This is a genomic window from Phnomibacter sp. (assembly GCF_036803085.1).
In the GTDB taxonomy this organism is placed as follows: domain Bacteria; phylum Bacteroidota; class Bacteroidia; order Chitinophagales; family Chitinophagaceae; genus Phnomibacter.
Genome location: NZ_DAIRUZ010000010.1, coordinates 25410 through 38904, shown reverse-complemented (window position 1 = coordinate 38904; position 13495 = coordinate 25410). Strand labels below are relative to the sequence as shown.

Sequence of the window (13495 nt, the reverse complement as noted above, 5' to 3'; positions counted from 1 at the left end):
TTGATTTATTCACTCATTTATCTACCATCATTCCTTTAATGATTCTGATTTGCTCATGCCAATGCGGTAGAGCATAAAGCCCATCCCCACAAAGCACAACACGCCCAGCAAGAAGTAGCCATTTTCGCCAAGCATGCTGGTAATTCCGTGTTCAAGATTGACACTGCTAATGAAATTCTTCATGCTATCGGGTGCACTCATAAAGGCAATGATAACACCTGCCAATGCACCACCAGCTACCAGTCCTGTGGCAAACAAATTGCCTTTACCCAAATCTTCTTCTTCGGCAGTTTCAACCACACCTTTTTTCTTTTTGCGCCAGTCTACAATACCCCGAATAGCACCGCCTGCAAAAATGGGCAAAGTGGTACTCAAAGGCAGGTACACGCCTACTGCAAAACTCAGACTCTTGATGCCGCACAATTCCATAGTGATGGCAATAGCGACACCTACCAACACAAATTGCCAGTCGAGGTTGAACGACAAAATGCCTTTAATCAACGTGGCCATGAGTGTGCCTTGTGGTGCAGGAAACTTATCGGTACCAATGGCATGCGTAATACCCTGCGACAACATTTCGGCTGTAGGTGTATCCAAAATTTTGATGGTAGCACCAATGGCAATGGAAGAAACGATGGCGCCTACAAACAAAGCCAGCTGCTGATATTTGGGCGTTGCCCCCACGATGTAGCCCGTTTTCAAATCTTGCGAAGTAGCACCAGCATTGGCAGCAGCAATACAAATCAAACCGCCCACAACAAGTGCCATCGGTTCGTACACTTTACCTGTCCAACCGACAGTAATAAAAATCAAACAAGTACCCATGATGGTCGCAATCGTCATGCCACTGATGGGGTTGTTGCTCGAGCCAATCAGACCCACAATACGGGAAGAAACGGTAACGAAAAATGCGCCGAAAATAATCACCAACACGCCCAGCAGCAGACGACTGAAAAAGTTGTCGCCGGGCACAAAAGGCAGTGCTGCCAAAATGAGTACCAGTGCCAAACTACCAATCAACACCACTTTCATACTCAGGTCTTGTTCGGTACGTTTTACAGCAACAGCTGCATCGCCTTTTTCTTTCATAGATCCAAGGCTGCCTTTGAAAGAAGAGATGATGGTAGGAATGGTTTTAATCAATGTAATGAAACCACCCGCAGCCACGGCGCCTGCACCAATCTGACGTACGTAAGCACGGTAAATAGCCGCTGAATAATCCGAGAAAGTATGTGTCACAGGATCCCAACCACCGGCACCGCCGGCCTTATCCAAACCACCGAGGTAGCCCAGCTTTACCAGTTGCGCTGCTATCACGTCAGCCGGCACCAGCGTAGCCAGCAAGGGTATCAAAGCCATCCAGGCTATCACCCCACCTGCCACCAACACACCACTGATTTTTGGCCCGATGATGTAACCCACGCCCATGTACTCCGGCGTGATTTCGCCACTCACTTTGGCACTGGGAAAATATTTGTTGATTTGAGCCGTCATGGCCTGAGGTGTTTCTGCAATTACATGAAACAGCTTTTGCAAAAACGCATACGCAAAAGCGAAGCCAAGGCCAACAAATGCAGTCTTCGCAATGTCGCCACCTTTTTCGCCGGCCTTGAGTACACTGGCACAAGCGGTGCCTTCGGGATAAGGCAACGTGCCATGTTCTTTTACAATTAAAGAACGGCGCAGTGGAATCATCATCAGCGTACCCAGCATGCCGCCAAAAATGGCGAGGGTCAAAATGGTGATGTAGCGGAAAAATTCTTTGCTCTCCGGATCACTCAAAAACAAAAAACCCGGCAGGGTAAACACCACACCCGCCGCAATGCTTTCGCCGGCACTACCAGTGGTTTGGATGATGTTGTTTTCGAGAATGGTGGTTTTGAGCAAGCGCCTTCCCAAGGTAATGGCGATAACGGCAATGGGAATAGAAGCACTCACAGTGAGGCCAGCTTTTAGCGCCAGGTACACCGTAGAGGCGCCGAAAATAATGCCGAACAAAGCACCCATGAGAATACTCTTGACCGTAAACTCCGGAATCCTTGCTTCATCGGGTATGAAAGGTTGAAATTTCACATCACTCATACAGCAAATTTTTAATAGCGAGAAAGATAGGGAAATAAAAAATGGAGACACCTGAGGTATCTCCATTTTTACGATGCTTGATGCAAGTCTTATTTCACACCGTGCATGAGCTTTTGAAACTTCTTAGAGAGAATGAACAACACCAGCGATGCTACGCCCGACATAATCACAAATACCATGAAGAAGTCGTGCAGGTTTTCAATTTTGAAACCGAGCAACTGCGTTGTCTTTCCTGCCTCGGGGTACAAGGCACTTAAAACACCAGCCAGTTTGTTGGCAGCGGCATTTGCCAAAAACCAAACCGCCATCATCAGCGATGCCAACTTAAATGGTGCTAGTTTATTTACCAATGACAAACCAATGGGCGACAAACAGAGTTCGCCCCATGTATGTAACGCATACATACTTGTGAGCCACAAGAAACTCACCTTTACACCGGGTGCCACATTGTTTACACCAAAGGCAATCACAAAAAAGCCAATGGTGAGCAACATCAAACCGATGGCCATTTTGGTGAGTGCTGATGGTTCGATCTTACCCATTTTTACCCATAACCATGCAAACAATGGTGCAAAGCTTACAACGAAGATGGAATTGAGAGATTGAAACAAACTAGCTGGAATGGTCCAGAAACCGAGGTCACGATTTGTTTGCTCATCGGCAAAGAAATTGAGCGAAGCACCAGCCTGCTCAAACGCACTCCAGAAAAACACCACAAAGAAAGAAGCGACAAATACTACAACCAGTCTATCCTTTTCAATCTTCGATAAAGTTTTGTCAGAAAAAATTATAAAAGCGATAAACACCACACAGGCTATCAGCAAATAACTAAGGAAGGGAAAGATTTTTGCGTCGGCATACAAAATACCAATCATGACTGCGGAAAAAACAACCAACCCAACAGCCATCAAAAATGGATTGATAACAGACTTGGCCACACCTGCAGGTGTTAAGCCGAGCACTTCTCCATCGGGTCCTTTTACATATTTTTTGTGTAGCAGCAACTGTACAATTACGCTGATAGTCATACCAATACCGGCCACCAAAAATGCCCATTTGAAATCGAAGGGATTGCCTGTATCACCAACGAGACCACACAAGAAAGGTCCGAGTGCACCACCCACGTTGATACCCATATAGAAGATGGTATATGCAGCATCTTTTCTGTTGTCGCCATCAGGATAGAGCTGGCCCACCATGCTGCTGATATTGGGTTTGAAAAAACCATTACCGGCAATCATCAATCCAAGACCTGTGAAAAATAAAAAGGTGGCCAGCGAAGAATTGGTAGCATACACAGAGGCACAACCGAACAACACAAATTCGCCCAAAGCCATAAGAATACCACCCGCAATAATGGAACGTTGGTTGCCCCAAAAACGATCGCTGATGAAACCACCAATCAATGGTGTGAGGTACACCAGCCCGGTATAACTACCGTATAAATTGGATGCAAAAGCTTTATCAAACATCAGGGCCTTCGTCATAAACAGAATGAGGATGGCCCTCATGCCGTAGTAGTTGAAGCGTTCCCACATTTCCGTTGCAAACAATACACCAAGCCCTATGGGGTGGCCTTTTTTCGTAGCAATGTCACTCATACGTTGTTTTTTGTTTTGATGCCGGCCCGTTTGGCGGCGGCGGCCCAAAATAGGTAGAAAATGCACACCACGGGCTGATTTTAGGCTACTTTCGCAGCCAATTATTACCGCACTGCAATCATGAACATACTGCTACTTGGCGCCGGCGGCCGCGAACACGCCCTGGCCTGGAAAATGAAACAAAGCCCCTTGTGCCAGCAACTCTTTATTGCCCCCGGCAATGGCGGCACCGGCAACATCGGCACCAATGTTCCTATTGGCGTCAATGATTTTGCAGCCATCGAAAAATTTGTGGCTGACAATCACATCGACCTGATAGTAGTAGGCCCCGAAGATCCGCTGGTAAATGGCGTGTATGATTATTTTACAGCCAAAGGCGTAGCCGTGATTGGCCCTTCGAAAGAAGCGGCACAATTAGAAGGCAGCAAAGCATTCAGCAAAAAGTTTATGCAGCGTCAGCAGATACCTACTGCTGCGTACGCTGAATTTACCGCCGATAATTTTGAAGACGGCAAAACCTATCTGGCACAACACAGCCTGCCCATTGTACTGAAAGCCGACGGATTGGCCGCAGGCAAAGGCGTAGTGATTTGCAGTACCCACGAAGAAGCGCAACAAGTGTTTGCCGAAATGATTTTGCACAAACAATTTGGTGACGCCAGCAGCCGTGTAGTAGTAGAACAATTTTTATCAGGCATTGAAATCAGCGTGTTTGTATTGACCGATGGCAAAGACTACAAAATCATTGGCCATGCCAAAGATTACAAACGCATTGGTGTAGGCGATACCGGCCTTAACACCGGCGGCATGGGCTGTGTGAGTCCTGTGCCTTTTGCAGATGATGTGTTTATGCAAAAAGTAACCGACCGCATTATTGAACCCACCATCAATGGTTTTGCCAAAGAAGGGTTGGTGTATAAAGGCTTTGTGTTTTTTGGTTTGATTAATGTGGGAGGTGAACCGTATGTGATTGAATACAACTGCCGCATGGGCGACCCCGAAACGGAAGTAGTAATGCCCAGGTTGCAAAGTGATTTGGTGGAATTGTTTGTACAGCTCAACAACGGCACTCTTGCCAGTGCATCAGTGAAGATTGATGATAGAGCGGCGGCCACGGTGATGGCAGTGAGCGGCGGCTACCCCGGTGATTATGCCAAAGGAAAAACCATGCAACTACCCGCAACGCTACCAGCGGATACCATGCTGTTTCATGCAGGTACGCAGTTGAAAGAAGACGGCACTTTGGTAACGAGTGGTGGCCGTGTGATTACAGCTACTTCATTGGCACCTGCCATTCAGGAGGCTGCTGCACAAGCCAAGGCTTGCATTGCACAGGTGCAGTTTGAAGGCATGTATTTCAGGAATGATATCGGGTACGAATTCGAGTAACGAGGTTTTTCGCACAGAGGTTAGGAGGACACAGAGATGTATGGCCTTCGGCAATTGAGCATTATGATTTTGTACAGAGCTAAGTAGGGTACGGAGTTTTTTTGCCTTTAGCCTTCTGCTTTAAGCAAAAAAAGAGAACGGTCTAATAGCCGTTCTCTTTTTTAATTCGTGTTATTCGTAACACTTCGTCCAATCCGTGTTACTCATTCGTGTTACTGTTTCTTCAGCTGCTCCAATATCAGTTCAATGGCTTTATCGAGTTGTGGGTCGCGGCCATTGGCTTTGTCGTCGAAATTGTTGAGCACTTTTACATCGGGCTGCACGCCGGCAAATTCAATGTCTTTGCCATCGAGTGTATAGCAGCCCCAGCTAGGCAACCGCAATGCACTACCATCCACCAAATTGGTACCGGTGGTAAACACAATCCATCGGTAAGTTTCATTGCCCACAATCGTTCCAAGTTTCAACGCTTTAAAACCAGTCGCCGTCATTTCTGCATCGCTCAGACTTTGCTCATTTACCAATAATACAATGGGTTTATCGGCGGGTGCAAAATTGCTTTGGCCAGTAAGTGAACCATTGCGATACTTCCAGCGCAGATAAGTTTTCTGTGTCAAAAACTTCAATACCTCATCGTGTACATTACCACCAGTGTTGTAGCGTAAATCCAGTATGAGTGCATCCTTCTGATAGAAGTCGCGGCCCATATCTGTGAGGAAGGTTTCCAACTCTCCAGTGCCCATGTTTTTCATGTGGGTGTAGGCAATGCGTTGGTTGCTCTTACTGTCTACTCTTTGTTGATTGGCATCAATCCATTCTTCGTACAGCAATCCGCTTATGTTATTGGTGGGATGAATGCTAACAGTGTATGTGCCGGCAGCATTTTTAAAACTGAGCCGCATTTCTTTATCTGCCGAGGGCTGCGTAAAATAACGACTGCGGTCTTGTTGCGGATCTATGGTTACATCATTCACTTTTACCAATACATCACCGGGCTGAATGTTGATACCTTTTTTGTCGGCAGGGCCACGGGCAATAATGCGTTTCACGGTGTACGGTTTGTCTTGCTCAAATACAATGCCCGGTTCCACTGTGCGGTTTTGCAGCACTACATTTTCATCATCTCCAAAAGTGCTGAAGCCTGTGTGGGAGGAGTTGAGTTCACCCAGCATATCATTGAGCAACACCCGCAAATCCAAGCGGGTATTTACATAAGGCAAATGCGCAGCATATCTGGCTTTGATGGCTTTCCAGTCAAGGCCCCGGAAACTGTCGTCGTAAAAGTTTTCTTCCATTTGCGCCCAAGCTTCAGCAAACATTTGATTGAACTCCTCAGCCAGATTGCGCCGGAATGTGTAATTGATAGTAATGGGTTCAGCTTTGTTGGCATCGAGATTGAGGCGGGCAATATTACCCCGCATCAATACAAAGTATTTACCATCGGCACCAATCACTTCGTAGCCAAAACCATCTGCGCCTTGTATGCGTTCTGTTTTGGGTTGCTCAAACGGTTCGTAGGTTGTTTTCCATAATGAAGAACGACCTTCTGCATGATCACTCACATACAGCACCATTTGCTTCTCTCCTTTTTGCAACACCGTCACCAGGTATTGATTGCCTACCGCAGGCCCTACCATTTCCATCCGTTCCAAAAAGCGCTGCGTGTCGATGCGTAAACTGGCTACACTGTCTTTCTTTTTCGTGGTGTCTTTTTTCTCTTGCTGAAAAAGTTCATCTACTTTATCCTGCCGATAAGGATCATCAAATTTTTCCAACGCTACCCGATACACTCTTGCCGGCGACAAACCAAACGGATACGCTGGTTTCAACGGATTGCTCACAAAGTAGAGGTACTTGCTATCGGGGCTCCACATGGGGTCGGCTTCTGTTACGCCAGTGTTGGTGAGGTTGGTTGTTTTGCCTGTTTTCAACTGATGTACCACAATGTCGGTTTCAAAATTGCGGTACACATTTAGCGTCAGGTATTCATCATTTGGCGAAAAGAAAGGCACACTGCCGCGGTTGCCCCAAATCTCATCTTTCAGCACGGTGCTGATGGCGTATGTTTTTGTGTCAATCAATTTCACTTCACCACGACCACTGATGTATGCAGCTTGTGTACGCTTACTGTTGAGCGATAAGAAACGGGCATTGGCTGCATCTTGCGCCAGCACTTTTACTGCACTGCTGCCATTGGCTGCTACCACACAAGGATTGCTGTAGCCGTTGATGGTTTGCAAAAACAAGAGTGTTTTATTATCGCTCAGCCATTTTACTTCTGTAGCTCTTTCTGCATTACCCTTGTTAATCATGCGTACAAACTTGCCTTCTACATCACTCACAAACAATTCGCCACGGCTGGTAAATGCCAGCTTCTTACCATCGGGCGACACATCAAACTGCGTAATCTCTCCGGCTAATGAAAAGTCTTTGTCTTTGGGCAAAACATAGTTGCGGGTGATGCGAATGTCTACTGCTGTGGCTTTGTCTTTTGCTACGTCATAACTCCAAATCTGATAGTCTTTTTCAAACACCACTTTGCTACCATTGGCAGCCACTTGCGGCCATTTGATGGAAGTGTTGAATTTGGTAAGCCCTTTCTTTTTGCCCGCAGTTAGTGTATACAAATTGTATTCGCCATTCGCTTCATCACTAATGAAATACACATTGCCCTTTTGGTCGATGGAGTGGGCAAAATCTTTACCGTTGTAATCGGTGTATTTTTTGAATTGTTTGGTTTGCGGATTGTACGATTGAATGTCGGGTGCAAAAGCGCCTTTGTATCTTTTCCGGTAAGCCTGATTGGTACTTTCCCAGCTATCGGTAAAATAAATATCCTTCGATTGTGGATGCTCCCACAGGTTGTGATCGTAGCTGAAATAATAATCGCTCAGCACCCGAACAGGCGTGCCGCCTTGTAAAGAAACTTTGTATCCCGACTGACGGCTGTCTCTACCACTGGTAAAATAAATAAACTGGCTATCCCAGCTCCAGCTGTCTACATCATCGCTACTGCTGTGCCAGGTGAGTTGGCGAATTTCGCCACCAGCAAATGGCATCACAAATACATCTGCGTTGCCAAACTGCCTGCCGGTAAATGCCAGCCATTTGCCATCGGGCGAAACCCTTGCATTGGTTTCATAACCGGGCATGGCCGTAAGGCGCACAGCGGTTCCACCAGCAGCCGGCACCGACCAAATGTCGCCTTCGTAGCTAAACAAAATGGTTTGCCCGTCGGGGGTAAGCGATGGATACGCCATGAAATGTGCAGCGTTGTTTTGTGCCATCACCTGCGACGCAAAGAGCAGGCAGCACCAGAGGATGTGTTTCATATACAATGGGGATTGGTTCCGAAGATATTGCGTAGCCTTGATAAGCTTGAAGGATGATGACGAAAATTGAAGAGTGGCAAGCTGCTTGAAATTGCCGGTGCTGACGTCTTATGAACAAAATAACCTACACCGGTATGAAAAGATTTTTGCTTACTGCTGTGCTGTTGCCCGCCCTGATGAGCAACAACCTGCAAGCTCAAAACAAAGACTCACTTATGGTGGCAGCCATTGTGAAAGAAGCCACCAGTAACTCACAATTGCAACCACTTGGACAAGAACTGATGGATGGCATTGGTCCCCGATTGGTAGGCTCACCCAAAATGCAACAGGCGCATGACTGGGCAGTGGCCAAATACACAAGTTGGGGCATTGCAGCCCGCAATGAAAAGTGGGGCGAATGGCGCAGCTGGGAACGTGGCATTACACATATTGATATGATTGCTCCTTGGGTAAAAACCCTTGAAGGCACACAGCTGGCATGGAGCCCCAATACAGGTGGCAAAGCCGTTTCCGGCGATTGCATCATCATTCCCGAAGTGAAAGATTCGGTTGCTTTTCAGCAATGGCTGCCCAATGTAAAAGGCAAGTTTGTACTCATTTCTATGGCGCAGCCCACCGGCCGCCCCGATTACAACTGGGAAGAATTTGCGCTGAAAGAATCGTTTGAAAAAATGAAGAAAGACAGGGCTGCGCAGCAGGATGCCTGGCGTAAAAGATTATCGGCAACAGGCCTCAATGCCAAGCAACTGGCACAGGCACTTGAGAAGGCCGGTGCCATTGGTATCGTTGCCTCAAACTGGAGCAATGGCTTTGGCGTCAATAAAATTTTTGCAGCCAACACCAGCAAAATTCCAACCGTAGATGTGGCGCTGGAAGATTATGGTTTGTTGTATCGCCTCATCGAATCGGGCAAGGCACCAAAACTGAGTGTACGTGCCGATAGCAAAGACCTTGGCATGGCGCCAACATACAACACTGTAGCCGAAATAAAGGGCACACAAAAACCCAACGAGTATGTGATGCTGAGTGCCCACTTCGACAGTTGGGATGGTGGCACCGGTGCTACTGATAACGGCACTGGTACATTGGTGATGCTGGAAGCCATGCGCATTCTGAAAAAGGTGTATCCCAACCCCAAGCGAACCATTTTGGTTGGCCACTGGGGCAGCGAAGAGCAGGGACTGAATGGTTCCCGTGCTTTTGTAGAAGATCATCCGGATATTGTCAGCAATCTGCAAGCGTTATTCAATCAGGATAATGGCACCGGCCGCGTAGCCAACATTGGTGGCGCAGGTTTTGTACACTCTTACGAATACATTACCCGCTGGCTGAGCAAAGTGCCTGAGCCCTACAAGCAAGGTTTGGAAACCCGCTTTCCTGGTTCACCTGCTGGCGGCGGTTCCGACAATGCTTCGTTTGTAGCAGCGGGTGCTCCTGCATTCAGCCTTAGCTCACTCAGCTGGAGCTATGGCAACTACACCTGGCATACCAACCGCGACACCTACGATAAAATTGTGTGGGATGATGTGCGTAGCAACGCCATCCTTACTGCCATTATGGTGTACATGGCCTGCGAAGACCCCAACACTACCAGCCGCGAAAAAATTATTCTGCCGCCCAACCCACGTACCGGTCAGCCCGGCGAATGGCCTGCCAAACGCAGCCCAACCCGCAAAGGCGGTGTAGAGTAAAACTTATTTACTCCATGCATCAAACGGCAGTACGGGTTTGCGTACTGCCGTTTTTATTGTCCATCATCCTTGCCATTTATACAATTTCTCATGCTCCGCTATCAGGTCGCATTTACATTTATATACCAGCACTGTAAGCGTATGAAACTTGTTTCGGGTATAGTGGTTTTTGTATTGGTAAATGCGGCTTGCCTGCATGCACAGCCCGTCTTTTTTCAAACAGGCAAAAAGAACCAACAACATTTGGTACAACTGACACCAGATACAGCTTTTGTTTATTCCATTGGTATCTTTTACGACAAAGCCGGTACAGGTCCTGCCGTTAGTTTTACAGATACGTTGCTGCGCCACAATGCGAATCACTACAGCGGCTCAAGGTTTAGCATCATGCAGGATGCCAATGCTTTGCGATTGTACAAGAACAAAAAAGAATCGTGGCCTTTGATGGCAGTTGCAGACAGCACGGTGTATACAATTTTGAATGAAGCGCTACTACTGAAGTCTTATGTTTTGTTGAGTGAACGCATCAATGCAGCTTTTCCATTACAGCATTATTCTTTCCGCAATGGCTTTGCTGCTTGGGATGCATGGCCGGCAAAAGCCATGCCTCATCCAGCATTCAACACACTGCTAACCAGCCAGCTTCAATTAATCTATGATAGCACAGCGGTAATGCACAATCGCCACACCAAAACACTTCACTTTATTCAAACAACAGCCGGTAATATTTCTTACGAAACTTTTAAAGACAGCTTGCAGTCTTTGCCTAAAGAATATCGTTCGCAAAGCAGCTATTTTTATGAAGCCGTAAATGTGGTTGCAAAGCATCATCCGGTGTTTGTGTATCAACTGGCAGAAGATGATCCACAAGATCAGTCCATCATTTTCATGTCTGTCAATCATGACAAAAAACTGGTAGCCGCATTGCAGCAAGTACGTGGCCATGATGCTACCCGTGCCGCATTTATCAAAGATTACAAGGCCGGAAAACGAATGCCGTATCTGATTGTTGGCGTGTATTTACTGCTAGGCGGATTGCTCACCGTATTGATTGTAACAACTTAAGTAAATAAAAAAGCCTTCCGAATCGGAAGGCCTTTTTTGTTGCACAAACTGTGCATTACCTCAATATCTCTTTTGGCACTTCTTTCTCCAGCAAATGCTGGTAAATGAACTTCGTTTTCAAATTGGTGAAGTGGTTGTTGCGGGCAGGCATAAATCCCCATCCGTGACGGCCGTTTGGATACAACATGAATTCAAAGTCTTTACCCTTGTCTTGCAAGGCACCAATGAGCTGAATGCTGTTTTGCATGTGCACGTTATCGTCCATGGTACCATGTACAATTTGCAGCATGCCTTTGTATTTGTCTACATACTGCATCACACTGGTTTTCTTGTAGCCCTCCGGGTTTTCGCCGGGGGTATCCATAAAGCGTTCGGTGTAGTGGCTGTCGTACAAATGCCAGTCCGTTACGCTGCCACCTGCCATGCCATGTGTAAATACATCGCTGGCATAGGTAAGTGCCATACAGCTCATGTAGCCACCGAAGCTAAAGCCGGTGATGCACACTTTTGTTGGATCGGCCATGCCCTTATCAATGAAGTATTTGGCCATGGTGCGGAAGTCTTCAATTTCCAGAATACCCAGCTGGCGATGGATTTCTCCAATGGCAGCTTTGCCAAAATGACCACTGGCACGATTGTCGAAAGTAACCTGCAGCAGGCCTTCGCTGGCATACCACTGCCGCTGGCCATTCCACTGCCATGCATCGGTTACTTGTGAGGCATCGGGGCCACCATACACATTTACCAGCATGGGATATTTTTTGCCCGCTACATAATTGGTTGGATAGGTAACGATGGCCGGCAAATCATATTTACCATCAGCACTTTTAATGAAGATGAGTTCTGTTTTGGCAAGTGTATAATTGCTCATGGCACTGCCGGCAGTTTTGCTCAGCTCACGTACCAGCTTACCTTGATTGTTCACAATAGCCATACCGCCAGGGTCGGCTATGTTGCTGTAAGAAGTAATGAGGTATTTGTAGTTGGGCGAAAACACAGGGCGGCTGTGGTTGTAGTTGCCAAACGTAAGGCGGGTCATTTTTTGACCATCCAACGAAGCTGCATAAATATCACTCCGTGCAAAACCATCTTTGCCACGAACCCTGATGTACAGCGTTTTCGTTTTTTCATCGAGGCCCAATACTTCCTGCACGGTAAAGTTGCCGTTGGTGATGTTGTTTTTAAACACACCATCGCTGCTGTACACGGCAAAATGCTTCCAGCCGCTTTTGTCGCTCATGATAATCATGTCGGCACCGCCGTTGATAAACGTAAGCCGGTCATCTGCTTCATCCAGGCTAATCCATGTTTTTTGTGTTTCGAAATACACTTCTTTTTTAGAAGCATCTTTCGGATTGACCGCAAACATGCGGAGTGAATCCTGACCGCGGTTTTGCCACTGTACATACAAGGCACTGCCATCGGGTTTCCATTCGGGCCAGCCCAGTTGGTGGTCTACCGCACTGTTGAAATCAACCCAGGTAGTGCTGCCGCCGGTGGCTTGTACAAAACCGAGTTTTACATCGGGGTTGGGGTCGCCGGCCTTGGGGTAGCGGGTTTCTTCGAGGCTGCCGTGGCTGCCATCGGCGTTGTACAGCGGAAACATGTTAATACGGCTTTGATCAAAACGCATGTAAGCAAGCGTCTTGCTATCGGGGCTCCACCAAAAAGCACGGAAGGCCGTGGGGCGACCAAAAATTTCCTCCCAATACACCCAGCTGGCATAGCCGTTCAAAATCAAATCGGTACCATCCTTGGTAAGGCGGGTTTCTTTGCCGCTGGCTACTTCTACCGTATACAAATCATTGTTGCGGGTAAAGGCCACAAACTTTTCGTCGGGGCTGAAAGTTGGATTTTTCTCCACCGCCTTGTCAAACGTCAGTTGTTTTTCACCAGCTGTGCTGCGCAAAAAAATGTCGTTGTTTTTGATGAACAGTGGTTGCTCTGGCCGGCGCTGCGAAGGCATTTTATAATCGGCGGCCGGCGCCATGGTTTTACCGGTTTTTATTTCCAAAATGTATGGCCGTGCCGCACTGTCCGGTGCAGGTTTACCATACAAGATCACCTTCTCATCGTCGAGCCACTCCAGCACTTGCACAGGAGCATTGTAAAAATTGGCGGGCAATTGGTTTTTCAGCAGGTTGTCTTTTGTAAATGCCTGCTGGGCCATGGCCGATGATCCGCCGAGTGCTGCCAGCAGCAGCATGGGAACGAACTTTCTCATGAGTATTTGATTGAAGCTTATGTTTTAGACGCCAATGGCTACAGCGGCCATCAGGCGGTAGCGAATGTATGCAAACGCAAACAGAGTCTTATACACGAACGGACAATATTG

Annotated in this window: 7 protein-coding genes; 3 read left to right on the top strand and 4 right to left on the bottom strand. The window is 47.2% G+C overall.

Translation table 11 applies throughout. The annotated features are described in order from the left end of the window. Positions 1-27: 27 nt before the first annotated feature. Both V7Q13_RS16520 and V7Q13_RS16515 read right to left on the bottom strand, forming a co-directional pair. Positions 28-2082: an OPT family oligopeptide transporter gene (locus tag V7Q13_RS16520; protein ID WP_333801775.1), complete on the bottom strand. Its 2055-nt coding sequence runs from the start codon at positions 2080-2082 to the stop codon at positions 28-30. Between the two features lie 89 nt (positions 2083-2171). Then, positions 2172-3683, bottom strand: a complete 1512-nt coding sequence (locus V7Q13_RS16515) for a peptide MFS transporter (protein WP_333801774.1) — start codon at positions 3681-3683, stop codon at positions 2172-2174. Between the two features lie 120 nt (positions 3684-3803). On the opposite strand from V7Q13_RS16515, the gene purD reads away from it, so the two are divergent. Then, complete coding sequence (gene purD, locus V7Q13_RS16510; protein WP_333801773.1) at positions 3804-5072, top strand: phosphoribosylamine--glycine ligase; 1269 nt, start codon at positions 3804-3806, stop codon at positions 5070-5072. 212 nt (positions 5073-5284) lie between these two features. Here the strand turns inward: purD and V7Q13_RS16505 are convergent, their stop codons facing one another. Further along, positions 5285-8404, bottom strand: a complete 3120-nt coding sequence (locus V7Q13_RS16505; protein WP_333801772.1) for a S41 family peptidase — start codon at positions 8402-8404, stop codon at positions 5285-5287. Positions 8405-8538: 134 nt separating this feature from the next. On the opposite strand from V7Q13_RS16505, the gene V7Q13_RS16500 reads away from it, so the two are divergent. Both V7Q13_RS16500 and V7Q13_RS16495 read left to right on the top strand, forming a co-directional pair. After that, a complete protein-coding gene (locus tag V7Q13_RS16500) occupies positions 8539-10095 on the top strand; it encodes a M20/M25/M40 family metallo-hydrolase (protein WP_333801771.1) in 1557 nt (518 codons plus the stop codon). 141 nt (positions 10096-10236) lie between these two features. Beyond that, complete coding sequence (locus V7Q13_RS16495; protein WP_333801770.1) at positions 10237-11160, top strand: hypothetical protein; 924 nt, start codon at positions 10237-10239, stop codon at positions 11158-11160. 55 nt (positions 11161-11215) lie between these two features. Here the strand turns inward: V7Q13_RS16495 and V7Q13_RS16490 are convergent, their stop codons facing one another. Next, positions 11216-13384 (bottom strand): S9 family peptidase, encoded by a 2169-nt coding sequence (locus V7Q13_RS16490; protein ID WP_333801769.1) that lies wholly within the window; start codon positions 13382-13384, stop codon positions 11216-11218. Positions 13385-13495: the final 111 nt, after the last annotated feature.